The 24,667-nt window shown below is 73.0% G+C and carries 24 protein-coding genes; 12 read left to right on the forward strand and 12 right to left on the reverse strand.

Features of this window, described 5'->3' with window-relative positions:
• Positions 1–102 precede the first annotated feature (102 nt).
• Together aptA and EV699_RS05970 are read left to right on the forward strand one after the other, a co-directional pair.
• Positions 103–1,446, forward strand: a complete 1,344-nt coding sequence (aptA, locus tag EV699_RS05965) for an omega-aminotransferase AptA (RefSeq protein WP_132540013.1) — start codon at positions 103–105, stop codon at positions 1,444–1,446.
• Between the two features lie 188 nt (positions 1,447–1,634).
• Entirely contained in the window at positions 1,635–2,783 is a 1,149-nt protein-coding gene (locus EV699_RS05970; RefSeq protein ID WP_165904050.1) for a GGDEF domain-containing protein, read from the forward strand.
• 13 nt (positions 2,784–2,796) lie between these two features.
• On the opposite strand, the gene EV699_RS05975 is transcribed toward EV699_RS05970, so the two are convergent.
• Together EV699_RS05975 and EV699_RS05980 are read right to left on the reverse strand one after the other, a co-directional pair.
• Complete coding sequence (locus EV699_RS05975) at positions 2,797–4,200, reverse strand: MBL fold metallo-hydrolase RNA specificity domain-containing protein (RefSeq protein WP_132540020.1); 1,404 nt, start codon at positions 4,198–4,200, stop codon at positions 2,797–2,799.
• A gap of 28 nt (positions 4,201–4,228) precedes the next feature.
• Positions 4,229–5,128, reverse strand: a complete 900-nt coding sequence (locus EV699_RS05980) for a hypothetical protein (protein ID WP_132540023.1) — start codon at positions 5,126–5,128, stop codon at positions 4,229–4,231.
• 109 nt (positions 5,129–5,237) lie between these two features.
• On the opposite strand from EV699_RS05980, the gene EV699_RS05985 reads away from it, so the two are divergent.
• Genes EV699_RS05985 through EV699_RS05995 form a run of 3 tightly spaced genes read left to right on the forward strand, consistent with a single transcriptional unit; the run spans position 5,238 to position 7,452 of the window.
• Positions 5,238–5,885 (forward strand): CDP-alcohol phosphatidyltransferase family protein, encoded by a 648-nt coding sequence (locus EV699_RS05985; protein WP_132540026.1) that lies wholly within the window; start codon positions 5,238–5,240, stop codon positions 5,883–5,885.
• A gap of 2 nt (positions 5,886–5,887) precedes the next feature.
• Entirely contained in the window at positions 5,888–6,502 is a 615-nt protein-coding gene (locus EV699_RS05990; RefSeq protein ID WP_132540508.1) for a lysophospholipid acyltransferase family protein, read from the forward strand.
• Entirely contained in the window at positions 6,499–7,452 is a 954-nt protein-coding gene (locus tag EV699_RS05995) for a phosphatidate cytidylyltransferase (RefSeq protein WP_132540029.1), read from the forward strand. The genes EV699_RS05990 and EV699_RS05995 overlap by 4 nt, the downstream gene beginning before the upstream one ends.
• A 6-nt stretch (positions 7,453–7,458) precedes the next feature.
• Here the strand turns inward: EV699_RS05995 and astB are convergent, their stop codons facing one another.
• The 6 genes from astB to EV699_RS06025 form a co-directional block, all read right to left on the reverse strand.
• Positions 7,459–8,790: an N-succinylarginine dihydrolase gene (gene astB / locus EV699_RS06000; RefSeq protein WP_132540032.1), complete on the reverse strand. Its 1,332-nt coding sequence runs from the start codon at positions 8,788–8,790 to the stop codon at positions 7,459–7,461.
• Positions 8,791–8,928: 138 nt separating this feature from the next.
• Positions 8,929–10,392, reverse strand: coding sequence for a succinylglutamate-semialdehyde dehydrogenase (gene astD, locus EV699_RS06005; protein ID WP_132540035.1), 1,464 nt, complete (start codon positions 10,390–10,392; stop codon positions 8,929–8,931).
• Between the two features lie 35 nt (positions 10,393–10,427).
• Positions 10,428–11,447, reverse strand: coding sequence for an arginine N-succinyltransferase (locus EV699_RS06010; RefSeq protein WP_132540038.1), 1,020 nt, complete (start codon positions 11,445–11,447; stop codon positions 10,428–10,430).
• Positions 11,438–12,685 (reverse strand): hydrolase, encoded by a 1,248-nt coding sequence (locus tag EV699_RS06015; protein WP_243662577.1) that lies wholly within the window; start codon positions 12,683–12,685, stop codon positions 11,438–11,440. The genes EV699_RS06010 and EV699_RS06015 overlap by 10 nt, the downstream gene beginning before the upstream one ends.
• Before the next feature lies 1 nt (position 12,686).
• Positions 12,687–13,919, reverse strand: coding sequence for an acetylornithine transaminase (locus EV699_RS06020; RefSeq protein ID WP_207922995.1), 1,233 nt, complete (start codon positions 13,917–13,919; stop codon positions 12,687–12,689).
• Positions 13,920–14,107: 188 nt separating this feature from the next.
• Positions 14,108–14,605 carry an Lrp/AsnC family transcriptional regulator gene (locus EV699_RS06025; protein WP_132540041.1) on the reverse strand — a complete coding sequence of 166 codons (498 nt, stop codon included), beginning with the start codon at positions 14,603–14,605 and terminating at the stop codon, positions 14,108–14,110.
• 187 nt (positions 14,606–14,792) lie between these two features.
• On the opposite strand from EV699_RS06025, the gene EV699_RS06030 reads away from it, so the two are divergent.
• The 5 genes from EV699_RS06030 to EV699_RS06050 all read left to right on the forward strand — a co-directional run bounded on the left by EV699_RS06030 (position 14,793) and on the right by EV699_RS06050 (position 19,702).
• Positions 14,793–15,566, forward strand: coding sequence for an ABC transporter ATP-binding protein (locus EV699_RS06030; protein WP_132540044.1), 774 nt, complete (start codon positions 14,793–14,795; stop codon positions 15,564–15,566).
• A gap of 62 nt (positions 15,567–15,628) precedes the next feature.
• Positions 15,629–16,399 (forward strand): lysine/arginine/ornithine ABC transporter substrate-binding protein, encoded by a 771-nt coding sequence (locus EV699_RS06035; RefSeq protein WP_132540047.1) that lies wholly within the window; start codon positions 15,629–15,631, stop codon positions 16,397–16,399.
• A 77-nt stretch (positions 16,400–16,476) separates the two neighbouring features.
• Complete coding sequence (locus EV699_RS06040; RefSeq protein WP_132540050.1) at positions 16,477–17,172, forward strand: ABC transporter permease; 696 nt, start codon at positions 16,477–16,479, stop codon at positions 17,170–17,172.
• A 3-nt stretch (positions 17,173–17,175) separates the two neighbouring features.
• The gene (locus EV699_RS06045) at positions 17,176–17,877 is read left to right on the forward strand and encodes an ABC transporter permease (protein WP_132540053.1); all 702 of its coding nucleotides are present in this window, start codon (positions 17,176–17,178) and stop codon (positions 17,875–17,877) included.
• Positions 17,878–17,887: 10 nt separating this feature from the next.
• Positions 17,888–19,702: an aminopeptidase P family protein gene (locus EV699_RS06050; RefSeq protein WP_132540056.1), complete on the forward strand. Its 1,815-nt coding sequence runs from the start codon at positions 17,888–17,890 to the stop codon at positions 19,700–19,702.
• Between the two features lie 19 nt (positions 19,703–19,721).
• On the opposite strand, the gene EV699_RS06055 is transcribed toward EV699_RS06050, so the two are convergent.
• The 4 genes from EV699_RS06055 to nadA all read right to left on the reverse strand — a co-directional run bounded on the left by EV699_RS06055 (position 19,722) and on the right by nadA (position 23,009).
• Positions 19,722–20,600, reverse strand: coding sequence for an EamA family transporter (locus EV699_RS06055; protein ID WP_132540060.1), 879 nt, complete (start codon positions 20,598–20,600; stop codon positions 19,722–19,724).
• A 149-nt stretch (positions 20,601–20,749) separates the two neighbouring features.
• Positions 20,750–21,103: a glycine zipper domain-containing protein gene (locus EV699_RS06060; protein WP_132540063.1), complete on the reverse strand. Its 354-nt coding sequence runs from the start codon at positions 21,101–21,103 to the stop codon at positions 20,750–20,752.
• Positions 21,104–21,307: 204 nt separating this feature from the next.
• Entirely contained in the window at positions 21,308–21,925 is a 618-nt protein-coding gene (locus tag EV699_RS06065) for a DciA family protein (protein ID WP_165904051.1), read from the reverse strand.
• A 13-nt stretch (positions 21,926–21,938) separates the two neighbouring features.
• Complete coding sequence (gene nadA / locus EV699_RS06070; RefSeq protein ID WP_132540069.1) at positions 21,939–23,009, reverse strand: quinolinate synthase NadA; 1,071 nt, start codon at positions 23,007–23,009, stop codon at positions 21,939–21,941.
• Positions 23,010–23,191: 182 nt separating this feature from the next.
• Between nadA and EV699_RS06075 the strand changes: the two genes are divergently transcribed.
• Both EV699_RS06075 and EV699_RS06080 read left to right on the forward strand, forming a co-directional pair.
• A complete protein-coding gene (locus EV699_RS06075; protein ID WP_132540072.1) occupies positions 23,192–23,815 on the forward strand; it encodes an esterase/lipase family protein in 624 nt (207 codons plus the stop codon).
• Between the two features lie 89 nt (positions 23,816–23,904).
• The gene (locus EV699_RS06080; protein ID WP_132540075.1) at positions 23,905–24,648 is read left to right on the forward strand and encodes a YebC/PmpR family DNA-binding transcriptional regulator; all 744 of its coding nucleotides are present in this window, start codon (positions 23,905–23,907) and stop codon (positions 24,646–24,648) included.
• Positions 24,649–24,667: the final 19 nt, after the last annotated feature.

A 24,667-nucleotide genomic window follows, 5' to 3' on the forward strand; every position in this document is an offset into this window, starting at 1 on the left:
GGTGTCGTGGTTTCCAGGGTACGGCGGTCGGGGGACGGTTGTGCAATTTTTTTAACATGCTAAGGTTCGGGGCATCCAACGCGATCAGCCCGCGAGGTTCCCATGTCGATCCCGAAGACCGTCCCCCCGTCAACCGCGACCGTCCCCGACATGGACGCGTTGTGGATGCCCTTCACCGCCAACCGGCAGTTCAAGGCCGAACCGCGCCTGCTCGTCTCCGCCGAGGGCATGCACTACACCACCCACGACGGCCGTCGCGTGCTCGACGGGGCGGCGGGGCTGTGGTGCGTCAACGCCGGCCACGGCCGCCGGCGCATCGTCGAGGCGGTCGCCGCGCAGGTCGCCGAGCTCGACTATGCGCCCGGCTTCCAGATGGGGCACCCGAAGGCGTTCGAGCTCGCCAGCCGCCTGATCGAACTCACCGGCGATCGCATGGGGCAGGTGTTCTACACCAACTCGGGCTCGGAGTCGGTCGACACCGCGCTGAAGATCGCCATCGCCTACCACCGGGCGCGCGGCGAGGGCACCCGCACGCGGCTGATCGGGCGCGAGCGCGGCTACCACGGCGTCGGCTTCGGCGGCATCTCGGTCGGCGGCATCGGCAACAACCGCAAGTTCTTCGGCCCGCTGCTGAACGGCGTGGACCACCTGCCGCACACGCACGATCTCGCCCACAACGCCTTCTCGCGCGGGCAGCCGGCGTGGGGCGCCCACCTCGCCGACGAACTCGAGCGCATCGTCGCGCTGCACGACGCCTCGACCATCGCCGCGGTGATCGTCGAGCCGGTCGCCGGCTCCACCGGCGTGCTGCTGCCGCCGCAGGGCTACCTGCAGCGCCTGCGCGAGATCTGCGACAAGCACGGCATCCTGTTGATCTTCGACGAGGTCATCACCGGCTTCGGGCGCCTCGGCACGCCGTTCGCGTGCGACCGCTTCGACGTCACGCCCGACCTGATCACCGCCGCCAAGGGGCTCACCAACGGCACCGTGCCGATGGGGGCGGTGTTCACCCGCCCCGGCATCTACGAGGCCTTCATGCAGGGCCCCGAGCACGTGATCGAGCTCTTCCACGGCTACACCTACTCGGGCCACCCGCTGGCCTGCGCCGCGGCGCTCGCCACGCTCGACATCTACGCCGAGGAGGGGCTGCTGACCCGCGGCTCCGAACTGGCGGCGTACTGGGAAGAGGCGGTGCACGGCCTGGCCGGCCTGCCGCACGTGATCGACGTGCGCAACCTCGGCCTGATCGGCGCGATCGAGCTGGCGCCCCTGCCCGGTCAGCCGACGGTGCGCGCCTACCGCGTGTTCAACGAGTGCTACCGCCGCGGCGTGATGGTGCGCTTCACCGGCGACACCATCGCGCTGAGCCCGCCGCTGATCATCGAGAAGTCGCACATCGATGAGCTCGTCGGCACCCTCGGCGAGGTGCTGCGCGACCTCGCCTGAGCGGACCACCGCCGGCCCGCCGCGGCATGGCGCGGGCCGGCGGATGGAAATGCACGGGTGCCCTTCCGGAACCGGATTCGGCGGATAGACTTCGCCGTGCCCGCCGGCGCCCGCGGCGGTGCATCCGAGGGATGGCGCCGCTGCGGCCGCCGTCCGGCCGCCAGCGTCGCAATGGAGCGCACCGCGCCATGCCATGGTCGCAAGACTCCCGTCTGCCCCCGGCGCTGCCGCGGGTGCAGCGCTATGCCGATGTCGCCCACCTGCTGGTGCCCTGGCACCACTCCTCGCAGGCGCGCCGCCAGCGCACGCTGCTGCTGGTGTCGCGGGCCCGCGCCGTGGCGCTGGCCTTCGCCGTGCTGGTGCCGCTGTGGAGCCTGATCGACATGCTGGTGTTTGCGCCCGAGCGCTGGCGTGCGCTGCTGCTGCTGCGGCTCGCGACCGGCGCGGCGCTGCTGCTGCTCGCCGTGCTGCTGCGCCGGCAGTTGCGGCCCGATCAGGCGCTCGGCGCGCTGTTCGGGCTGATGACGGTGCCGGCGGCCTTCCTGCTCGGCGCCGTCCACATCCTCGATGGCGATGGTGCCGGCGCTGACGCCGTCGGCGCCGAGACCGTGCGTGCCGTCTACACGCTGCTGCCGTTCGCGATGCTCGCCGGCCTCAGCCTGTTCCCGCTGACGGCGCTCGAAATGCTGCTGCTCGCCACGCCGCTGCTGCTCAGCTCGCTCGCGGTCGCGGCGCACGGCGTCGCGCCCGGCCTGCTGTGGCTGCAGGTGCTGGTGCTCGGCACCGCGATGGTGTCGAGCCTGAGCCAGGTGCAGTACCTGACCGCGCTGGTGCGCCAGGCGAGCAACGACGCCCTCACCGGCACGCTCAACCGGCAGGCGGGGATCGAGGCGATCGAGCTGCTGTTCCGCCTGTCGACGATGCACGACACGCCGCTCGCGGTGATGTTCGTCGACATTGACCAGTTCAAGGCGATCAACGACCGCTACGGCCACGACGAGGGCGACCGCGTGCTGCGCACGCTGGCCGGCTGCCTGCGCCAGTCGCTGCGCAAGGGCGACACGCTGATCCGCTGGGGCGGCGAGGAATTCCTCGTGGTGCTCGGCAACACCGATGCCCGCGGCGCGCGGATCGTCGTCGAGCGGCTGCGCGAGCACGGCCTCGGGGCGCGCCCCGACGGCGCGCCGCTCACCGCGAGCCTGGGCGTCGCCGAGCGGCGTGCCGACCGCGTCGGCGACTGGCCCGAGCTGATCGAGATCGCCGACCGGCGCATGTACCAGGCCAAGGGGCGCGGAGCCGGGCGCGCCATGCTGCCGGGCGGGGAGGAGATCGCCTGAGCCGGGTGCGGCCTCAGGGGTTGTCCGGCAGCGCCGCGAGGTCCAGGCGCTCGCCCGGGAGCGGCGTCAGCACCCGGCTCGCCGGCCCCTGGCGCAGGCGCTCGGCGAGGGTGTCCATCGCGTCCGCCTCGCCGTGGAGCAGCGCGACCGGCGGCCCGCCCTCGAAGCGGCGGTACCAGTCGAGCAGCCCGGCCTGGTCGGCGTGCGCCGACAGCCCGCCGATCGTGTGCACCTGCGCGGCGACGCGCACCGTCTCGCCCCACAGGCGGATGAAGCGCGCGCCGTCGACGAGCGCGCGGCCGAGCGTGCCCCGCGCCTGGAAGCCGACGATCACCACGTGGCAGTCGGCGCGCCAGACGTTGTGCTTCAGGTGCTGCTTGATGCGCCCGCCGGTGCACATGCCGCTGCCGGCGATGATGATCGCGCCGCTGCGGATGCGGTTCAGCGCGATCGACGCCTCCACGGTCTCGGTGATGCGCAGCGTGGGGAAGTGGAAGGGGTCGCCGGCCACGCGCTGCGCGCGCCGGGCGTCGCTGTCGTAGACCTCGAGGTGGCGGCGGTAGGCGGCGGTCGCCTTGACCGCCAGCGGGCTGTCGAGGAACACGTGCCAGCGCTCGAGCCCCCAGTCGCGGTAGTGCCGCGCGAAGGTGTAGAGCAGCTCCTGGGTGCGGCCGACGGCGAAGGACGGGATCAGGATGTTGCCGGTGCGCGCCTCCTCGAGCACCTCGGCGAGTTCCTGCCAGGTGGCGTCCCAGGCGCGATGGCAGCGGTCGCCGTAGGTGCTTTCGAGGATCACCAGGTCGGCCCTCGGCACCGGCGTCGGGTCGCGCAGGATCGGCGCGCCGACGTGGCCGAGGTCGCCACTGAACACGAGCTTGCGCCGCCGCCGGCCGTCGTCCAGCCAGAGCTCGACGATGGCCGAGCCGAGGATGTGCCCGGCGTCCTGCAGGCGCACGCGCACGCCGGGGAGGATGTCGAGCGCCTCGCCGAAGGCGAGCGGGCGCATGCGCTCGACGACCGCCAGCGCGTCGTCGCGGTCGTAGAGCGGCTCGAGCGGCGCGAGCCCCTTGCGCTCGCGCTTGCGGTTGGTCCACTCGGCTTCGTGGGCGAGGATGCCGGCGGCGTCCTCGAGCATGATCGCGCACAGCTCGGCGGTGGCCGCGTGGGTGTAGACCGGTCCGCGGAAGCCGCGCTTCAGCAGCAGCGGCAGGCGCCCGGAGTGATCGAGGTGGGCGTGGGTCAGCACCACCGCATCGATCGACGCCGGCGTGAACGGGAACGGCGCGGCGTTGCGTTCGGCCTCGTCGCGGCCGCCCTGCACCAGGCCGCAGTCGACCAGCACGCGCCGGCCGCCGACCGTCACCAGGCAGCACGAGCCGGTGACCTCGCGTGCGGCGCCCAGGAATTCGAGCTGCATCGGCGTGCTCCTCGCGTCCGCCGGGCGCTCAGTTGTCGCTGACCCACATCGCGTAGTAGGCGTAGCTGTCGGCGTTGTTCAGCGCCTTCACCACGGTCATCTCGCCGCCCCACAGGTCGGCCTTGGGGAACACGCCGCGGAACTGTTCGGCGAGCGGCTTGCTGGCCCCGCCCAGGGCCTGGCCCTTGGCCTCGAGTTCGCGCTGCAGGTTGCGGATCAGCTTGTCGCTGTCGCGGATGCGCTGCATCTGCCGCAGCGCGTCGGCGCTGATGTAGTAGTAGTCGTAGGTGCGGCAGTACTTGTGGTCGGCCTCGTGGATCAACGTCTGCGTGGCCTGCCAGACGTTCATGCCCGGCTTCGAGAAGTACAGGTGCAGCGTGCTGGCGAGCGCCTGCTCGGACTTGAAGTTGTGGAAGTGCTCGTCGCCCTGCCACCACATGCTCAGGCGTTCGAGCGGGCCGACCTTGACGTAGCCCTCGGGCACCTTGCCGAGCACCAGCGCCTCCGGTTCGAGGTCGTCGATCTGCACCGTGCCCGCGCTCAGGCCCTGGTGCACCTGGGTCAGGTTGTCGTGGACGATCTTCAGGCAGCGGCGGAAGCCTTCGATGTCGTTGCGGTCCTCCGGCGGCGTCAGCATGAAGCACACCGCGAGGATGTCGAAGTAGCCGTTGAGGGGGCGCAGGTCCTCGAGCGCGCTGCGGTCGAACACCCGCCGGCCGCTGCCCTGGTCGAGCACGCGCCGGCCGTAGAGGTCGTCGAGCAGCGTGCGGCCGAGCGTGGTGATGTAGAGTGCGTCGGTGAGGCGCGCCAGGGCGTTGCGCAGTGCCGTCTTGACCAGTTCCGTCTGCTCCGGCGTGACCTCCTGCCCCTCACGTGGAACGATCGTCAGGCTCTGCGAGCCCACCTGAACGGTTACCGGTTTGCCCACCTGCGTCACCCTCGTCTGCGCGCGCGACCGCCGCGGCCGCGCCTGTGCCGTCAAGCATAGGCGGGCGCCGGCACCGCCACCGTCCGCAACTCCGTGGAGGTTCCCCCGAATGGACCGCCGACCGATCCGCTCGCGCGACACCCGCTGGGCGCACGCCTGCGCGCGCTGGCTGTGCGCCCGCGGTGCGACCCCGAATGGCATCTCGCTCGCCGGCCTCGGCTGCGCGGCGCTGGCGGCGCTGTGCCTCGCCGGCGCCTTCCGCGTCGGCCCCGCCGCCGGCGCCGCGCTGCTGCTGCTCGCCGCGCTCGCGCTCCCCGCGCGCCTGCTGTGCAACCTGTTCGACGGCATGGTGGCGATCGAGGGCGGGCGCGCGGGCAAGGCCGGCGATGTCTACAACGACCTGCCGGACCGCATCAGCGATGCGCTGGTGCTGGTCGGCACCGGCTACGGCCTGAGCGCGTGGCCGTGGGCGGCCGAGCTCGGCTGGGCGGCGGCGCTCGCCGCGGTGTTCACCGCCTACGTGCGCGTGCTCGGCGGCGCCTGCGGGCTCACGCAGCGCTTCACCGGGCCGCTGGCGAAGTCGCAGCGCATGGCGGTGCTGAGCGTCGCCGCCCTCGTCGCCGCCGGCGCCCGCGCCGCCGACGCCGGCTGGGCGCAGGGCGTGCTCGCGCTCGCGCTCGCGGTGATCCTGCTCGGCAGCGTCGCCACCGTGGTGCGGCGCAGCGTGGACCTCGTCCGCGAACTGGAGGCGCGATGAGCCTGTCGAGCCGCCTGATCTCGGCTGCCTGCATCGCCGCGCTGCGCGTGCTCACCGGCGTGCGCGCGCAGTGGCTGGGCTGCGGCCCGGCGTCGCAGCCGCGCATCTACTTCGCCAACCATTCGAGCCACCTCGACGGCGTGGTGATCTGGTCGGCGCTGCCGCGCACGCTGCGCGCACACACCCGGCCGGTCGCCGCGCGCGACTACTGGGACGCCTCGCCGCTGCGCCGCTTCCTCGCCAGCGAGGTGTTCGGCGCGGTGCTGATCGAGCGCAAGGCCACCGGCCACGCCCGCGGGCAGGTGCTCGAGCCGCTGTTCGATGCGCTCGACCGCGGCGATTCGCTGATCCTGTTCCCCGAGGGCACGCGGGGCGACGGCGAGGCGATCGCGCCGTTCAAGTCGGGGCTCTACCACCTGGCGCGCCAGCGTCCCGCGGTCGAGCTGGTGCCGGTCTACCTCGACAAGCTGCACCGCGTGCTGCCGAAGGGCGCCGCGCTGCCGGTGCCGCTGCTGTGCGGGCTGCGCTTCGGCGCGCCGCTCATGCTCGCCGACGGCGAGTGTCGTGAACCCTTCCTGGCCCGCGCACGGGCCGCGGTGGAGGCCCTGCGCGGATGAGCACGACGACGCTGGACGGCGCCTGGTTCGCCCTGCTCGGCGGGGTGTTCGGCATCCTGGTGGTGGCGAGCGTGGTCGGCACCTGGCTGAGCGGCCGGCCGCTAGCCGCCGACGGCCAGGCGACGGTGGAAAACCTCAACGCACGCATCCGCGCGTGGTGGGTGATGGTGCTGGTGTTCGCGCTGGCGCTCGCCGGCGGACGCACCGGCGCGACCGTGCTGTTCGGGGTGATGAGCTTCCTCGCGCTGCGCGAGTTCGTCACCCTCACGCCGGCGCGCCGCGGCGACCACGAGAGCCTGTTCTGGAGCTTCTTCGTGTTCCTGCCGCTGCACTACTGGCTGGTCGGCACCGCCTGGTACGGGCTGTTCACGATCCTGATCCCGGTGTACGCGTTCCTGTTCCTGCCGCTGCGCAGCGCGCTCAACGCCGACACCCGCGGCTTCCTCGAACGCACCGCCAAGATCCAGTGGGGCCTGATGGTGTGCGTGTACTGCGTCAGCCACGCCCCGGCGCTGCTGATGCTCGACATCCCCGGCTACGCCGGGCACAACGCCCAGCTGCTGGTGTGGCTGGTGCTGGTGGTGCAGATGTCCGACGTGCTGCAGTACGTCTGCGGCAAGCTGTGGGGGCGGCGCCCGATCGTGCCGAAGCTGTCACCCAGCAAGACCGTCGAGGGCTTCGTCGGCGGCATCGCGGCGGCGTCGGCGATCGGCGCGGCGCTGTGGTGGGTGACGCCGTTCGCGCCGTGGCAGGCCGGCCTGATCGCGCTGCTGGTGACGCTGCTCGGCTTCGCCGGCGGGCTGGTGATGTCGGCGATCAAGCGCGACGTCGGCGTCAAGGACTTCGGCGCGATCCTCGAAGGCCACGGCGGCATGCTCGACCGCATCGACTCGCTGTGCTTCGCCGCGCCGGTGTTCTTCCACGTGGTGCGCTACTGGTTCACGCCGTAGCCGCGCTCATGCGAGCTGGAACGGGTAGACCGCGCCGAGGCCGAGCAGCGCGGTGAGCTCGTCGAGCGCGCGCCGGCACTCGTCGAGCAGCGCCGGGTCGGCGAGGTCGGCGACGCCGAGGCGGTCGCGGTAGTGCTTTTCCACCCAGGCGACGAGGCGCGCGTACAGCGCCTCGTCGAGGAACACGCCGGGCGCCGCGGCGGCGATCTCGGCATCCTCCAGCACCACGCGCAGGCGCAGGCAGGCCGGGCCGCCGCCGTTGCGCATGCTCTCGCGCAGGTTGGCGAACTCGACCTGCACGATCGGGTTGTCGGCGGCCAGCACCCGTTCCAGGCAGGCGCGCACCGGCGCCGAGGTCTCGCACTCGCCGGGCAGCAGCAGCGCCATGCGGCCGTCGGGCAGCGTCAGCAGCTGCGAGTTGAACAGGTAGCTGCGCACCGCCTCGGCCACCGGCACCTCGTCGCTGCCGACCTCGACGATCGTCAGGCCCTCGCCGCAGGCCGCGCGCAGCGCCGCGTGCGCCGCGTCGCGGTCGAGGAAGGCCTGCTCGTGCGCGAACAGCACCTGGCCGTTGCCGACCGCGATGACGTCGTTGTGGAACACCCCGGCGTCGATCACCGCCGGGTTCTGCTGGATGAACACGCTGCGCGCCGGGTCGAGGCCGTGCAGCCGGGCGACCGCCGTGCAGGCTTCGAGCGTCTGCCGCGCCGGGTAGCGCGAAGGCGCCGGGCCGTCGCCGCCCGCCCGCCGGCCGTAGACGAACACGTGCACGCCGGGTGCGCCGTGCTGCGGCGCGAGCCGGGTGTGGTTGGCCGCCCCCTCGTCGCCGAAGTGCGCGTGCGCCGGCAGCGCCGGGTGCACGGCGAAGCGGCGCTCGTCGCGGAAGATCGCGCGCAGCACGCGCGTCGTCGTCGGGTGTTCGAGCGAGCGGTGGAAGCGGTCGACCAGGTTGGCGGTGGTGAAGTGCACGCGGCCGTCGGCGGTATCGGGCGAGGGGGCGATGGTCGCGGCGTTGGCGGTCCACATCGACGAGGCCGAGCAGCACGCCTGGAACAGCGCCGGCGCCTGCCGGCTCGCCGCGGCGATCACCGCCGCGTCGCTGCCGCCGAAGCCGAGGCGGCGCAGCGTCGCCACGTCGGGGCGCTCCTGCGGCGGCAGCACCGCCTGCTTCAGCCCGAGCCCGGCGAGCCGGCGCATCTTCGCCAGCCCCTGCAGCGCCGCCGCGCGCGGGCTCGACGCGCTGGCGGCGTTCGACTGCGACGCCACGTTGCCGAAGGACAGCCCGGCGTAGTTGTGGGTGGGGCCGACGAGGCCGTCGAAATTCACTTCGTGATGCATGGCGCTGCGTCCTTCCGGTGAACCTCCGCTCCCTGTGGGAGCGGAGACGTGTAAAGCCCCTCCCCCTCTGGGAGAGGGGTGGGGGTGAGGGTGCTTCCCGCCCGGCGGTACGCGTTCGCGGCCATCGCCGTCGACGGCTCAGCCCAGCCCCGGCGTCGGCGCGGCCGGCGGCTCGACGCGGGCGGCCTCCAGCGAGGCCACCGGGTAGGCGCAGTAGTCGGCGGCGTAGTAGGCGCTCGGGCGCAGGTTGCCGGAGTCGCCGACGCCGCCGAACGGCGCGGCGCTGGCGGCACCGGTGGTCGGGCGGTTCCAGTTCACCACGCCGGCGCGCACCTCGCGCAGGAACTGCTCCCAGCGCGCCGGCGCGTCCGACAGCAACCCGGCGGCGAGGCCGAAGCGGGTGGCGTTGGCCTCGGCGAGCGCGGCGTCGAAGTCGGCGACGCGCACCAGTTGTGCCAGCGGCCCGAAGGCTTCCTCGTCGGGGCGCGCGGTGGCGGCGCTGACGTCGAGCAGCGCCGGCGTGAGCAGCGGGCGCGCCGGGTCGAGGCGCGCCAGCCGGCGCAGCACGCGGGCGCCGGCGGCTTCGAGCCGTGCCTGGAAGGCGAGCAGCGCGTCGGCGGCGCGGTTGGAGATCACCGGGCCCATGAAGGGCTCGGGGCGCTCGTCGGGGCGGCCGACGCGGATCGTGTCGACGAGCGCGAGCAGGCGCTCGACGAACGCATCGCCGGCGGCGCCCGCCGGCACCACCAGCCGCCGCGCGCAGGTGCAGCGCTGCCCGGCCGACAGGTAGGCCGACTGCACCGCGTGCCAGGCGGCGGCGTCGAGGTCGGCGATGTGCGCGGCGTCGATCACCAGCGGGTTGTTGCCGCCGAGTTCGAGCGCGAGGATCCTGCCCGGCTGCCCGGCGAACTGCCGGTGCAGGTGCAGCCCGGTCTGCGGGCTGCCGGTGAAGAACAGCCCGTCGATGCCGGCATGGCCGGCGAGCGCCACGCCGGTGTCACGCTCGCCCTGCACCAGGTTCAGCGCGCCACGCGGCAGCCCGGCGGCGAGCCAGGCGTGCACGGTCAGCTCGGCGACCCGCGGGGTCAGCTCGCTCGGCTTGAACACCACGGTGTTGCCGGCGAGCAGCGCCGGCACGATGTGGCCGTTCGGCAGGTGGCCGGGGAAGTTGTACGGCCCGAACACCGCGACCACCCCGTGCGGGCGGTGGCGGGTGACCGAGCGCACCCCGGCGGCCACGCCTTCGCGCGTGCCGGTGCGCTCGGCGTGGGCGGTGATCGAGATCGCGATCTTGCCGATCATCGCGGTGACCTCGGTCGCCGACTCCCACAGCGGCTTGCCGGTCTCGGCGGCGATCGCCGCGGCGAGCACGTCGCGACGCGCGCCGAGCGCCGCGGCGAAGGCTTCGAGCAGCGCGACGCGCTCGGCGTGTGGCCGCGCCGCCCAGGCCGGGAAGGCCGCGCGCGCGGCGCGCACCGCGGCGTCGACCTGTGCCGGGCTCGCGCTGCGCCCCTCCCATAGCGTCGCGCCGGTCGCGGGGTCCTCGGAAACGAAGGCGGCGCCCGCGCCGGGCTGCCAGACGTGATCGATCAGGTGGCTCATGGCCTCGTGCTCGCGTGCGGGGTGGGGGGAGGGCGTCAGAGTTCGACGATGCGCAGGCGGTCGCCGGCGTCGACCGCGAGCGCCGCGGCGGTGGCGGCGTCGACCGCGATGCGCCCGTCGGGCAACCATGCGAGCGGCGCGGCGCAGGCGCGGTAGTGCGCGAGCCCGGTGGTGCCGAGCATGTGGCGCGGGCCTGCGGGCGGCGTGTCGAGCACCCGCGCCAGCTCGCACACGCGGCTGTCGCGCACCGCGCGCAACTGGTCGCGCGGCCCGTGGATGGTCGGCCCGGCGTCGAAGATGTCGACGCAGCCTTCGAAGCGGAAGCCCTCGCGGAGCAGGAGCTCGTAGGCCGGGCGGGTGTCCGGGTGCGGCTGGCCGATCACCGCCTGCGCGTCGCGCGGCAGCAGGCGGATGTAGATCGGGTACTTGGGCATCAGGTCGGCGATGAACTGGTACTTGCCGAGCGAGGACAGGCGGTCGGCGCTGCGGAACTCCATGTCGAAGAAGTGCCGCCCCAGTCCCTCCCAGAACGGCGTGCGGCCGTCCGGCTCGTGCACGCCGCGCATCTCGGCCATCACCGTGTCGGCGAAGCGCGTGGCGAACTGGCCCATGAACAGGAAGCGCGAACGCGACAGGAAGCGCCCGTTGTGGTCGCGGCGGTAGGCCGGGGCGAGGAACAGGCTCGCCACCTCGCTCGCGCCGCGGTACTCGTTGACGAGCTGCAGCACGTCGACGGTCTCGTAGCGGTCGAGTTCCTGCGAGGTGTGCGCGAGCCTGACGATCAGGTACGACCAGAACGGCCGCGTCAGCCCGACCGTGGCGATGATCGCGCAGGTGCCGACCACGCGCCCGCGGTCGAGGTCCTCGGCGACGAAGCAGTAGGTTTCCTCGCCGGGGCGCTCGACGCTGCACGCGAAGCTCGCCTCCGACGCGGCGATCTTGCGTTCGAGGAACGCGCGGTCCGCCGGCAGGTTGGTCATGCCGGGGCCGGCGGCGGCGGCGAGCGCCAGCAGGTCGTCGAGGTCGCCGGCGGCGACCGGGCGGATCAGCAGCATGCGGGCTCTCCACGCGCGAACGGCGCGTCATCGATCTCGCCGGCGGCGAGGCGCAGCAGCAGCAGCGCGCTCAGGCGCGCGCGCTCGGTGAGGCTGTCGACGCAGAGGAATTCGCGCTCCGAGTGGATCTCGCCGCCGCGCACGCCGAGCGTGTCGACGTTGGGCAGGCCCGCCGCGGCGAGGTTGTTGCCGTCGCAGCAACCGCCGGTGGGCTGCCAGCGCAGCGCGAGCCCGAGGTGCTCACCGCAGTCGCGGACGAGTTCGTAGAGCACCTGCTGGCGCGCATCGAGCACCTTCGGCGGGCGGCCGAAGCCGCCGTGCAGCGTCGCCGCGTAGCCCTCGCGGGCGTTCAGCGCGGCCACGCGCTCGGCGAGGCGCGCCTCCACCCAGGCCTGTTCGTCGCCGCTCGCCACGCGCACGTTGAAGCGCAGCACCGCGCGCTCCGGCACCACGTTGACGGCGCTGCCGCCGTCGAGCGCCGCCGGGTTGACGGTCACCCCCGGCAGCGCCCCGCTCCAGCGGGCGATGTCGGCGGCGAACTCGGCCGCCGCGACCACCGCGTTGCGGCCGCGCGCATGGTCGCGCCCGGCGTGCGCGCCGCGCCCGCGCACCACCAGGCTGAAGTTGCCGCTGCCCTTGCGCGCGCCGGCGAGCGTGCCGTCGGCGAGCGCGGGTTCGTAGACGAGCCCGAGGTGGTGGCGCTGCGCGGCCGCGGCGAGGTGCGGTGCCGAGCCCGGCGAGCCGATCTCCTCGTCGGGGTTGAGGATCACCTCCCAGCCGAGCCGCCCGACCCACGGGCTCGCCTCGAGCACCGCGAGCGCGTGCAGCATCACCACCAGCCCGCCCTTGAGGTCGGCGACGCCGGGGCCGTTGACGGTATCGGCGTCGACGCGCCGCGGCGTCTGGAAGGCGTGATCGGCGCCGAACACGGTGTCGTAGTGGCCGACCAGCAGCACCTGCCACGGTGCCTGCGGGCGCTGGCGCAGGCGCAGCAGTTCGCCGAGCGGGCGCTCGAGCGGTTCGCCGCGGGCGTCGACCACCGCCTGCGGCGCCAGCGCCTCGCGCGTCACCGTCACACCGAGCGTACTGCCGAAGGCGTCCGCCAGGGCGTCGGCCTGGCGCGCCAGGCCCTCGCGGTGCAGGCTGCCGGAGTTGATCGCCGACCACGCCAGCACCTGCTCGAGCATCGCCTCGCGACCCCCGTCGAGGGGCGCGAGCAGGGCGTCGAAGCGGCCCACCTCAGCCCCCGAGCGCGCTCTCGAGCGCGCTTTCGAGGCGGGCGATGCCGCTGTCGAGCTCCTCGTCAGTGAGGTTCAGCGGCGGCAGGAAGCGCAGCACGCCGGGGCCGGCCTGCAGCAGCAGCAGGCCGTGCCGGCGGGCGTGCTCGGTGAGCTCGGTGGCCTTGTCGGCCCACGCCCCCTGCAGCACCGCGCCGAGCATCAGGCCGCGCCCGCGCACCTCGCTGAACAGGTCGTGGCGCGCGCCGAGCTCGGTCAGCGCGGCACGCAGCCGCCCGCCCTGGCGTTCGACGTGGGCGAGCAGCGCGGGGCTGCCGACCTCGCGCAGCACCGCGCGCGCGGCGGCGCAGGCGAGCGGGTTGCCGCCGAAGGTCGAGCCGTGGCTGCCGAAGCCGAGCACCTCGGCGACCGCCGGCGCGGCGAGCAGCGCGCCGATCGGCATGCCGCCGCCGAGGGCCTTGGCGAGCGTGACCACGTCGGGGGCGACGCCGTCCCAGGCGTGGCCGAACAGCCGCCCGGTGCGGCCGAGGCCGCACTGCACCTCGTCGAGCATCAGCAGCGCGCCGACCTCGTCGCAGCGCGCGCGCAGCGCCTGCAGGAAGCCCGGCGCGGCGGGCATCACGCCGCCTTCGCCCTGCACCGGCTCGACCAGCACCGCGCAGGTGTTCCCGGTGATGCCGGCGCGCGCCGCCTCGACATCGTTGAACGGCAGGTAGCGGAAGCCGCCGGGCAGCGGCTCGAAGCCTTCCTGGTACTTGGGCTGCGCGGTGGCGGTGACGGTGGTCAGCGTGCGGCCGTGGAAGGAGCCGGTGAAGGTGACGATCTCGCGCGCCTCGGGTGCCCGGCCGCGGTCGGCGGCGTGCTTGCGCGCGAGCTTGATCGCCGCCTCGTTGGCCTCGGCGCCGGAGTTGCAGAAGAACGCGCGGCTGGCGAAGGGGGCGAGCGCGAGCAGCTCCTCGGCGAGGCGGATCGAGGGTTCGGTGAAGTAGACGTTGCTGGTGTGCCAGAGCTTGTGCGCCTGCTCGGTCAGCGCGGCGACCAGCGCCGGGTGCTGGTGGCCGAGCACGCTCACCGCGATGCCGGCGCCGAAGTCGATGTACTCGTTGCCGTCCTTGTCCCACAGCCGCGCGCCGCGGCCGTGGTCGAGGATCATCTCGCGCGGCCGGTAGTTGGGCACGAAACAGCGGCGGCCGGTTTCGACCAGGGCCTGGGACTCGGGGCTCAGGGGCTTCATCACGGGGGTCTCCATTACGGGGCGGACGGGCGCGGCCGGCGGTCGCGCATAAGACTAGGTGTCGACGCATGACGGTTGCTGCCGTTTCGGCGGCGAAAAGCGCAGCTCGTGCGGCGGGCCCGCCCGCGAAACGCAGCGCCTGCTGCGCCGGGACGTGCATGCTGTTGGTCGGACGCAGGGCGTGCCGTTCAGGCGTCGGGCTGGGGCTCGAACAGGTGCTCCAGCGGGTAACCGGAAAACGGCCGCGTGTGTTCGAGCACGATGTGGCTGGTCAGGGTCGCCCCCGCGGCACCGGCGAGCAGACGGTCGCTCAGCCGATGGTATTCGGAGACGCTGCGGCAGACCCAGCGCAGCAGGTAGTCGAAGCTGCCGCTGACCTTGGCGCATTCGACGATCTGCGGCAACGACGCCACGGTGTGCTCGAAGCGCTCGAAGCGCGCCTGGTCGTGGCTGCCGAGCGCCACCAGGGTGTACACGGTGACGGTGCTGCCGAGGCGCTCGAGGTCGAGCTCGGCGCGGTAGCCGCGCACGTAGCCTTCGCGCTCGAGCTTGCGCACGCGCTCCAGGCAGGGGCTCGGCGACAGCCCGACCGCATCGGCCAGTTCCTGGTTGGTGATGCGGGCGTTGCGCTGCAGCATCGAGAGGATGCGCAGGTACAGGCGGTCGAGCTTGAGACGGCTTCTCATCGGCGCTCCAGCGTGGGCGGGCAAGCCGGGAACGGCCGCGCAAGCGTAGGGGACAAGCCCCCGGCGGGGGAAGCCGGTGACGGCACGGGCGCACGGCGACCGTCCGAACCCGGTGCTATGCTCGGCTCGACCCGCGTCGCCCCGGCCAGGTCCATAACACGAACAGACACGCAACAGGAGCGACCGCATGACGCCTCCCGCACTTGAGGTCAGGGATCTGCACAAGACCTTCGCCGATCTCGAAGTCCTGAAAGGGGTATCGCTGACCGCCAACACCGGCGACGTGATCTCCATCCTCGGCTCCTCGGGGTCCGGCAAGAGCACCTTCCTGCGCTGCATCAACCTGCTGGAGACGCCCACCGAGGGCAGCATCATCGTCAAGGGCGAGACGCTGCGGCTGAAGCGCGACGCCAGCGGCAACCTGAGCCCCGAGGACGCCGCCCAGGTGCAGCGCATCCGCGCCAAGCTGGCGATGGTGTTCCAGGGCTTCAACCTGTGGTCGCACATGACGGTGCTCGAAAACCTCATCGAGGCGCCGGTCCACGTGCTCAAGGTGCCGCGCGCCGAGGCCATCGAGCGCGCCGAGGCGCTGCTGCACAAGGTCGGCATGTACGAGCGGCGCAGCTACTACCCGATGCACATCTCCGGCGGCCAGCAGCAGCGCGCCGCGATCGCCCGCGCGCTGGCGATGCAGCCCGATGCCATCCTGTTCGACGAACCGACCTCGGCGCTCGACCCGGAACTGGTCGGCGAGGTGCTCAAGGTGATGCGCGTGCTGGCCGAGGAGGGCAGCACGATGATCGTCGTCACCCACGAGATGGGGTTCGCGCGCGAGGTGTCGAGTCGGGTGGTGTTCCTGCACCAGGGGCGGGTGGAGGAGGAGGGCCCGCCGGCGGAGGTGTTCAACAACCCCCGCTCCGAGCGCTTCCGCCAGTTCCTGTCGGGCAAGTTGAAAGGCTAGAGGGCGCGGCGGCCAGCGGCCGCGCGCCGATCCAGGCAGTCCCCCACGCGAGAGGGTTCCCCATGAAGAAAATGCTGTTCACCGTGCTCGCCGGCGCGCTCGCGCTCGGCATCACCCAGGCCGACGCCAGGGAATGGAAGAAGGTCCGCATCGGCACCGAGGGCGCCTACGCGCCGTTCAACTTCGTCGACTCCAGCGGCAAGCTCGCCGGCTTCGAGGTCGAGTACGCCGAGGCGCTGTGCAAGGAGATGAAGGTCGAGTGCACGCTGGTACAGCAGGACTGGGACGGCATCATCCCCGCGCTGCAGGCGAAGAAGTTCGACGCCATCATGGCCTCGATGTCGATCACCGATGAGCGCAGGAAGACCATCGAGTTCTCGGCGCCGTACTACAGCTCGCCGTCACACTTCCTCGCGCGCAAGAACACGCCGCTGCAGATGACCGCCGAGGGCCTCAAGGGCAAGATCATCGGCGTGCAGCGCGCCACCATCCAGGACAGCTACGCCACCGAGAAATTCGCCAGCGTCGCCGAGATCAAGCGCTACGCCACCGCCGACGAGGCCTACCTCGACCTCGGCAACAACCGCCTCGACGTCATGCTGGTGGACGCGCCGGCGGCGTTCGGCGGCTTCCTGCAGAAGCCCGAGGGCAAGGACTTCGCGTTCATCGGTGCCGAGGTGCCGATCGGCGGCGGCGTCGGCGTGGGGCTGCGCAAGGCCGACAAGGACCTGAAGGAGATGTTCGACAGGGCGATCGCCGCCACCTACGCGAACGGCACCTTCAAGAAGCTGAACGACAAGTACTTCCCGTTCGATCTCAGCATCAAGCAGTGAGCCTCCGGGGTGCCGGCGCATGCCGCCGGCACCGTTCGCGCCGCACGCGGCGCCCCTGAACCGCGGACCCGCCCCCCATGTTCGATCTGCACGGCTACGGCCCCACCATCGCCGACGGCGCCTGGCTCACGCTCGAGGTCGCGCTGGTCTCGGTGCTGATCTCGATCGTGCTCGGCATGGCCGGCGCGCTCGCGCGGCTGTCGAAGTCGCCCGTGGCGCGCGGCATCGCCACCACCTACACCACGCTGATCCGCGGTGTCCCCGACCTGGTGCTGATGCTGCTCCTGTTCTTCGGCGGACAGCTGTTCCTGAACTGGATCGGCGACCTGCTCGAGCTGGAGGAACAGATCGACCTCAGCCCGTTCACCGCCGGCGTGCTCACCATCGGCTTCATCTTCGGCGCCTACATGGCCGAGACCTTCCGCGGCGCGATGATGGCGGTGCCGCGCGGGCAGCTCGAGGCCGGGCACGCCTACGGCATGAGCGGGCTGCAGGTGTTCGTGCGCATCATGCTGCCGCAGATGATCCGCTACGCGCTGCCGGGCTTCGGCAACAACTGGCTGGTGCTGCTGAAGACCACGGCGCTGGTCAGCGTCATCGGGCTCAACGACATGGTCAACAAGGCGCGCTTCGGCGCCAACGCGACCAAGGAGCCCTTCACCTTCTATCTCGTGGTGTGCCTGGGCTACCTGGTGTTCACCACGGTGTCGCTGCTGCTGCTGCGCTGGGCCGAGCGTCGCTACAGCCTGGGTTACGAGCGCGGGGGGCGCTGAGCCGTGGATTTCTCGATCATCGCCGACAGTTTCGATCTCTACCTGAGCGGCACCTGGGTCACGCTGCAACTGGTGCTGCAGTCGCTCGCCATCGGCCTGCTGCTCGCGGTACCGCTCGCCATCGCGCAGGTCTACGGGCCGGCCTGGCTGCGCTGGCTGGTGTTCGCCTACGGCTACTTCTTCCGCGGCACGCCGCTGCTGGTGCAGACCTTCCTGCTCTACTACGGCTCGGGCCAGTTCGAGTGGATCCAGCAGCTGCAGCAGGACTGGACCTTCCTCAAGCAGGCCTATGGCTACGCGCTGATCGCCTTCGCGCTGAACACCGCGGCGTACACCGTCGAGATCCTGCGCGGCGCGATCGCCACGATGCCGAAAGGTGAACTCGAAGCCGCCAAGGCCTGCGGCATGAGCACGCCGTTGATGCTGCGCCGCATCGTCCTGCCCAACGCCTTCCGCCGCGCGCTGCCGGCGTACAGCAACGAGGTGATCTTCATGCTGCACGGCAGCTCGATCGCCTCGATCGTCACCATCGTCGACATCACCGGTGCGGCGCGGCTGGTCAACGCCAAGTACTACCGCCCGTACGAGGCCTTCGTCACCGCCGGGCTGATCTACCTGGTGCTGACGCTGCTGACGGTGTGGCTGTTCCGCCAGGTCGAGAAGCGCTGGTTCGTGCACCTGCGCCCGCTCGGCAGCAAGCCCTGAGGCGCGGGCGATGGCCGACACCTCCCTCGCCGACACCGTGGCGCCCGGCGGCTGGCACGCCGAGCGCCTCGCCGAACTGCGCACCGAACTGCGCCAGTGCGGCGTCGACGGCTGCTTCGTGCCGCGCGCCGACGTGCACCAGGGCGAATACGTCGCCGCGCGCGACGAGCGCCTGGCCTGGATCACCGGCTTCACCGGCTCGGCCGGCGCCGCGGTCGTGCTCGCGGAACGCGCCGCGGTGTTCGTCGATGGCCGCTACACGGTGCAGGTGCGCCAGCAGGTCGACGCCGCGTACTTCGAGTTCCGCCACCTGATCGACGAACCGCCGGCCGCCTGGCTCGCCGCGCACGCCGCCGGCCTGCGCATCGGCGTCGACCCCTGGCTGGTGCCGCCGGCGCTGTTCGAACGCCTCGACGCGGCGCTGCGGGCGAGCGGTGGCGAACTGGTCGCGCTCGCCACCAACCCGATCGACGCCGTCTGGCACGACCAGCCGGACGCGCCGCTCGGCGCAATCGAGCCGCATCCGCTCGCCTGCGCCGGGCGGGCGGCGGCCGACAAGCGCCGCGCGCTCGCCACCGTCATCGCGGCGCGCGGCGCGGTCGCGCTGGTCGAGACCCAGCCCGACAACATCGCCTGGCTGCTCAACGTGCGCGGCGCCGACGTGCCCTACAACCCGGTGCCGCAGTCCTTCCTGCTGCTGTACGCCGACGGTGCCGCCGAATGGTTCGTCGATGCGCGCAAGCTGCCGGCGGAGCGTGCCGGCTGGGAACTCGACGGCGTGCGCATCGCCCCGGTCGAGGCCTTCGCGGTCCGCCTCGCGGCGGGCTTCGAGGCCGGCGCGCGGGTCTGGCTCGACCCCGATGCCGCCCCCGCCGCGGCGCGCTTCGCGCTGGAGGCCGCCGGCTGCCAGCCGCTGCTCGCGGCGGGCCCGGTGACGCTGGCGAAGGCGCCGAAGAACCCGGTCGAGCTCGCCGGCATCCGTGCCGCCCACGTGCGCGACGGCGTGGCGCTGGTGCGCCTGCTCGCCTGGCTCGACCGCAGCGTGGCCGCCGGGCAGGCGCTCGATGAGCGCGACGTGGTCGAGCAGGTGCTCGCCTGCCGCCGCGAACAGGCGCAGTTCCGCGAGCCGAGCTTCGCCACCATCGCCGCCGCCGGCGCCAACGCCGCGCTGCCGCACTACCGCGTCGACCCGGCGGCACCGGCGCCGCTCCTGCCGCAGGGGGTGTTCCTGGTCGACTCCGGCGGGCAGTACCGCGACGGCACCACCGACTGCACGCGCACCGTGGCGCTCGGCCCGCTCGACGCCGAGCTGCGCGACCGCTACACGCGGGTGCTGAAGGGGCACATCGCGCTCGCCACCGTGCGCTTCCCGCGCGGCACCCGCGGCTACCACCTCGACGCGCTGGCGCGCCAGTTCCTGTGGGCGGCGGGCTGCGACTACGACCACGGCACCGGCCACGGCGTCGGCCAGTTCCTCAGCGTGCACGAGCCGCCGCAGCGCATCTCCAAGGCCGCGGTCGCGGTCGACCTCGAACCCGGCATGGTGCTGTCGAACGAGCCCGGCTACTACGCCGCCGGCCGCTACGGCATGCGCATCGAGAACCTGGTGGAAGTGGTCGAGCACGCCGACGGCTACCTGGGCTTCCGCGAACTCTCGCTGGTGCCGATCGACCGCCGTCCGCTCGACCTCGACCAGCTCACCGCGGCCGAACGCGCCTGGCTCGACGCCTATCACGCGCGGGTGCGCGCCGAGGTGCTGCCCGGCGTGCGCGCCCTGTCGGCGGCGGACGCCGCCTGGCTCGAGGCCGCCACCGCGCCGCTCTAGCGGGCGGCGGCCACGGCCGTCAGGCGATGCGCCGGCGCCACCACGGCAGCCGGCCGCCGAAGGTGTTCAGCGCCAGCCCGGCGAGCACCAGCGCGCAGGCGAACAGGCGCAGCCCGCCGTAGTGCTCGCCGTAGACCAGGGAGGCGGCGAGCATGCCGTTCAGCGGCACCAGCAGCGAGAACGGCGCGACCAGCGTCACCGCGTGGCGCTGCATCAGCCAGCCCCACAGGCCGTAGCCGATCCAGGTCGAGGCGACGACGATGTAGGCGAGCGCCGCCGTCCCGGCGACGTCGATCGCGTGCCATGCCTGCACCAGCGCCTGCGGCCCCTCCAGCGCGAGCGAGGCGGCGGCGAGCGGCAGCGGCGGGATCAGGCTCATCCACACCACGAAGTGCAGCATGTTGACCGCGCCGGCGCGGCGCAGCGCGAGGTTGCCGCCGGCCCAGCCGAGTGCGGCGACCAGCACCAGTCCGAGCCCGGCAGCGCTGACGCTGGCGTCGAGTTCGGCGCCGATCAGCGCGATGCCGGCGAAGGCGATCGCCAGCCCCCACCACTGCCACGGCCGCGGCCGCACGCCGTCGACCACGCGCGCGAGCAGCACGGTGAAGAAGGCCTGCATCTGCAGCACCAGCGAGGCGAGCCCCGGGGAGATGTACCCGTCCATCGCCGTGAACAGGCAGCCGAACTGCACCACGCCGATGCCGAGGCCGGCCGCGACCAGCCAGCGCCACGGCCCGGCGGGGCGCGGCAGCCACAGCGCCGGCAGCGCGGCGAAGACGAAGCGCAGCGCGGTGAACAGCAGCGGCGGCAGGCTGCCGAGGCCGGCCTTGATGGCGACGAAGTTCCAGCCCCAGAGCACGGTGACGAGCACCGCGAGCAGCAGGTGAGGGACGGGCATGGCGGGGCGCTCCGGCGCGGGACGGGGCACGCAGCTTTCCACGTCGCGGCCGGCGCGAACAACCACGCCGTCGCGGTTCAATACCCGTTGGCAGGGGATCGGCCGCCGTGGCGACGGCGTCCAGCCGGCGGCGTTCCGGCCGGCGTGGTTCAGCGCCCGTAATAGGGATCGTAGCCGCCGTCGTAATAGCGCTCGCGGTAGCGGTAGCCGCCGCCGTAGCGGTCGTCGTAGCGCCCGCGGTAGCCGTCGTCACGGTAGTAACCGTCGTCGCCGTAGCCGTAGCGGCGGCGCTCGGCCTGCTGCTGGCCGATGGCGACGCCGGTGGCGGCGCCGAGCGCACCGCCGACGATCGCGCCGCCGCGCCCGCCGACCTGGTTGCCGACCACCGCACCGGTGGCGGCGCCGAGCCCGCCGTCGATCCAGGGGTTGTGGCCGCAGGCGCTGACCACGACGAGCGCGCCGGCGAGCGCCAGATGGCGGAACGTGCGACTGAGCGTGCCCATGGCTGGAATCCTCGCGTGCGGTGTAGCGGGGCGAACGGCGCCCCCCGATACGCCCAGGCACGTCGCGTGCCACCCATAAAAAGCCCGGAGTGGCGGGCACTTGCGCCCCCGGGATTGTCGCCGCTTCCGCGGCCGCACGGCCGGGTCGCGGCCGGAGTCCCGGCCGATCAAGGGCTTGCCCTGTCGCCTGCCGGCGACGGCGGGTCAGCGCCCGGCGCGGGCGCGGGCGTGGCGGGCCAGGCGCTGCAGCGCGGCGGCGAGCGCCGGGTCGTCGATGCCGGCGGCGGCGCTGGCGAGCACGCGCGCGGTGTTGTCAGACACCGCGATCGGGCGCGGCGCCGGGCGCGGCGGCGGCGGCAGCGCGGCCGGTTCGACGCGCACCTCGAGCTCGGGGACCGGGCGCCGCAGGCGGGCCTCCAGGCCGCGGCGCACGGCCTTGAGGCCGAAGCGCAGGCGCGAGGCCCAGGCGGGGGAGTCGACCAGGATCACCCAGCCGGCGGGATCGAGCCGCGCGACCCGCGCGTGCTCGCCGAGCGGCGCACGCACCGCGGCGGCGAAGGCGAGGTTCACCTCGGCGAGTTCGAGGCCGGTCGCGAGCAGCGCGTGCAGCTCGCCGCCGGCCTTGCGCAGGCGCTCGCCGATGCGCAGCAGGGTACGCGGCGGCAGTCGCCGGCGCGGCGCCGGCGCGGCGGGAGTGGGCGCAGGGGCAGGAGCCGCCGGACGGCGGTGCGCCGGTGGCGGCGCGCCGGGGGGCTGCGCCGCGACGATCAGTGCCTTGAGCGCGGCGGCGCGCGCATGCGCCGCCGCGCTCCCGGTGGGCACGGCCGTGCCCGGATCAGGCGTCGTTGTTGCCGAGCACCACGGCCCGGCGGCTGCGGGCGAAGTCGAGCAGGCGCTGGATCGGGCGCGCCGCACGCTCGCGGATCGTCGGGTCGACGTGGATCTCGTTGCCGCCGCGTTCGAGCACGCGCGCGAGTGAGCGCAGGCCGTTCATCGCCATCCACGGGCAGTGCGCGCACGAGACGCAGGTCGCCCCCTTGCCGCCGGTGGGCGCTTCGATGAAGGTCTTGTGCGGTGCCGCCTCGCGCATCTTGTGGAAGATGCCGTTGTCGGTGGCGACGATGAAGGTGTCGGCCGGCAGTTCCTTCGCGGCCTTGATGATCCCGGTGGTCGAGCCGACGAAGTCGGCGAGGGCGATGACGTCGGCCGGGGACTCCGGGTGCACCAGCACCATCGCGCCGGGGTGCTCGGCCTTCAGCACGCGCAGGCCGTCGGCCTTGAAGGCCTCGTGGACGACGCAGGCGCCGTCCCACAGCAGCACGTCGGCGCCGGTTTCCTTCTGCACCCAGGCGCCGAGATGGCGGTCGGGCGCCCACAGGATCTTGCGCCCCTCGGCGTGCAGGTGGCGCACCAGGTCGAGGGCGATGCCGCTGGTCGCCATCCAGTCGGCGCGCGCCTTCACCGCCGCCGAGGTATTGGCGTAGACCACCACCTCGCGGTCGGGGTGCGCGTCGCAGAACGCCGCGAACTCGTCGGGCGGGCAGCCGAGGTCGAGCGAGCACTCGGCGCCGAGGTCGGGCATCAGCACGCGCTTCTCGGGGTTGAGGATCTTCGCCGTCTCGCCCATGAAGCGCACGCCGGCGACGATCAGCGTCGAGCTCGCGCACTCGGTGCCGAAGCGCGCCATGTCGAGCGAGTCGGAGACGTAGCCGCCGCTGGCGTCGGCGAGCTCCTGCAGCTCGGGCGAGGTGTAGTAGTGCGCGACCAGCGTGGCATCCTGCTCGCGCAGCAGGCGCCTGATCCGTTCGGTGAGTTCGGCCTTCTCGTCGCGGTCGAGCACCTCGACCACGGTGTCGGGAACCTGGTCGGGCGTCAGGCGATGCGGGCGGGCGGCGACGGCGTTCATCGTAAGCTCCTGTGGCCCCGCCGGGGCCACGTGTCGGCGGCAGCCCGGCGACGGGCGCCGCCGGACGGAAAAAGCGCACTAGTCCAGCGTCCGCGCCGGCGCCTGTCAAGGCCGCCGCAGGCCGCGCGACGGGCACTGGGCCAGGGGCGTCGTGCACACCGCTTTACAGGGGGGAAGACCGCTTGGAGAACGCCACCGTACTGCTCGTCCACGGCCTGTACATGAACCGCCTCTGGCTCGTGCCGCTGGCCTGGCAGCTGCACGCGCGCGGCTGGCGCATCGAGCTGTTCGCCTACCCGAGCCTGCTGGAATCCCCGGCCGCGGCGGCGCGGCGGCTGGCGCGGCGGCTGCATCCCGCCGGCGTGCGCCACGCGGTCGGCCACAGCCTCGGCGGGCTCGTGTTGCGCCACCTTTACGCGCAGGTGCCGGAGCTGCCGCCGGGGCGGGTGGTGACGCTCGGCACGCCGCACGCCGGCAGCGCCGCGGCACGCCACCTCGCGGCGCTGGGCGCCGGCTGGGCGCTGGGGGCGAGCCGCGCCCGCGCGCTGTTCGGCGACGCACCGCCGTGGCCGGCGCAGCACGAACTCGGCGTGATCGCCGGCACCCGCCCGCTCGGCCTCGCGCAGTGGCTGGCGCCGGTGCCGACGCCGGGGGACGGCGTGGTCGGCGTCACCGAAACGCTGTGCCCGGGGATGCGCGACCACGTCGCGCTGCCGGTGTCGCACAGCGGCCTGCTGTTCTCGGCCGAAGTGGCGCACCAGGTCGACCACTTCCTGCGCCACGGGCGCTTCGCGCCGGCGTCGTGAGGCGGCGGGCGGTCCGTGGGCGGGTCGCGGGCACGGTGCTACACTCGCGCGCCAGTTTTCCAAGCCCCCCGGTATTTCCAGAGGATCGCATGGCCGGACACTCCAAATGGGCGAACATCCAGCACCGCAAGAGTGCGCAGGACGCCAAGCGCGGCAAGCTGTTCACCCGCATTATCCGCGAGATCACCGTCGCCGCCCGCAGCGGCCTGCCCGACCCCGCCGCCAACCCGCGGCTGCGTCTGGCGGTCGACAAGGGCCTCAACGCCAACATGTCGAAGGACACCATCGACCGCGCGATCAAGCGCGGCGCCGGCGGCGAGGAGGGCGTGGTCTACGACGAGATCCGCTACGAGGGCTACGGCCCCGGCGGCGTGGCGGTGATGGTCGACTGCATGACCGACAACCGCAACCGCACCGTCGCCGAGGTGCGCCACGCCTTCTCCAAGTGCGGCGGCAATCTCGGCACCTCGGGCTCGGTGGCGTTCCAGTTCACCGAGACCGGCGTGATCAGCTACCCCGCCGGCACCGATGCCGACAAGGTCATGGAGGTCGCGCTCGAGGCCGGCGCCGATGACCTGGTCGAGTACGACGACGGTTCGCTCGACGTGCTGAGCGGCCCCGACGCCTTCGCCGCGGTGCGCGACGCGCTCGTCGCCGCCGGCCTCGAGGCCGAGACCGCCGAGGTCACGATGCGCGCCGGCAACACCGTCAGCCTCGGCCTCGACGACGCCAAGAGCATGGTGAAGCTGCTGGAGATGCTCGAGGACCTCGACGACACCCAGAACGTCTACTCCAACGCCGACATCCCCGACGCCATCATGGCGCAGCTGTGAGCCGCGCCGCGCCGCCGCG

Source organism: Plasticicumulans lactativorans, from assembly GCF_004341245.1.
Lineage (GTDB): Bacteria > Pseudomonadota > Gammaproteobacteria > Competibacterales > Competibacteraceae > Plasticicumulans_A > Plasticicumulans_A lactativorans.

What these genes read in the sequence shown, in the direction of transcription:
- EV699_RS06030 (WP_132540044.1), top strand. Translation starts at nt 14,793, where the DNA reads ATGACGCCTCCCGCACTTGAGGTCAGGGATCTGCACAAGACCTTCGCC.
- EV699_RS06080 (WP_132540075.1), top strand. Translation starts at nt 23,905, where the DNA reads ATGGCCGGACACTCCAAATGGGCGAACATCCAGCACCGCAAGAGTGCG.
- EV699_RS06035 (WP_132540047.1), top strand. Translation starts at nt 15,629, where the DNA reads ATGAAGAAAATGCTGTTCACCGTGCTCGCCGGCGCGCTCGCGCTCGGC.
- astD (WP_132540035.1), bottom strand. Translation starts at nt 10,392, where the DNA reads ATGAGCCACCTGATCGATCACGTCTGGCAGCCCGGCGCGGGCGCCGCC.
- aptA (WP_132540013.1), top strand. Translation starts at nt 103, where the DNA reads ATGTCGATCCCGAAGACCGTCCCCCCGTCAACCGCGACCGTCCCCGAC.
- nadA (WP_132540069.1), bottom strand. Translation starts at nt 23,009, where the DNA reads ATGAACGCCGTCGCCGCCCGCCCGCATCGCCTGACGCCCGACCAGGTT.
- EV699_RS06055 (WP_132540060.1), bottom strand. Translation starts at nt 20,600, where the DNA reads ATGCCCGTCCCTCACCTGCTGCTCGCGGTGCTCGTCACCGTGCTCTGG.
- EV699_RS06060 (WP_132540063.1), bottom strand. Translation starts at nt 21,103, where the DNA reads ATGGGCACGCTCAGTCGCACGTTCCGCCATCTGGCGCTCGCCGGCGCG.
- EV699_RS06025 (WP_132540041.1), bottom strand. Translation starts at nt 14,605, where the DNA reads ATGAGAAGCCGTCTCAAGCTCGACCGCCTGTACCTGCGCATCCTCTCG.
- EV699_RS05995 (WP_132540029.1), top strand. Translation starts at nt 6,499, where the DNA reads ATGAGCACGACGACGCTGGACGGCGCCTGGTTCGCCCTGCTCGGCGGG.
- EV699_RS06020 (WP_207922995.1), bottom strand. Translation starts at nt 13,919, where the DNA reads ATGAAGCCCCTGAGCCCCGAGTCCCAGGCCCTGGTCGAAACCGGCCGC.
- EV699_RS05985 (WP_132540026.1), top strand. Translation starts at nt 5,238, where the DNA reads ATGGACCGCCGACCGATCCGCTCGCGCGACACCCGCTGGGCGCACGCC.
- EV699_RS06040 (WP_132540050.1), top strand. Translation starts at nt 16,477, where the DNA reads ATGTTCGATCTGCACGGCTACGGCCCCACCATCGCCGACGGCGCCTGG.
- EV699_RS06050 (WP_132540056.1), top strand. Translation starts at nt 17,888, where the DNA reads ATGGCCGACACCTCCCTCGCCGACACCGTGGCGCCCGGCGGCTGGCAC.
- astB (WP_132540032.1), bottom strand. Translation starts at nt 8,790, where the DNA reads ATGCATCACGAAGTGAATTTCGACGGCCTCGTCGGCCCCACCCACAAC.
- EV699_RS05970 (WP_165904050.1), top strand. Translation starts at nt 1,635, where the DNA reads ATGCCATGGTCGCAAGACTCCCGTCTGCCCCCGGCGCTGCCGCGGGTG.
- EV699_RS06010 (WP_132540038.1), bottom strand. Translation starts at nt 11,447, where the DNA reads ATGCTGCTGATCCGCCCGGTCGCCGCCGGCGACCTCGACGACCTGCTG.
- EV699_RS05975 (WP_132540020.1), bottom strand. Translation starts at nt 4,200, where the DNA reads ATGCAGCTCGAATTCCTGGGCGCCGCACGCGAGGTCACCGGCTCGTGC.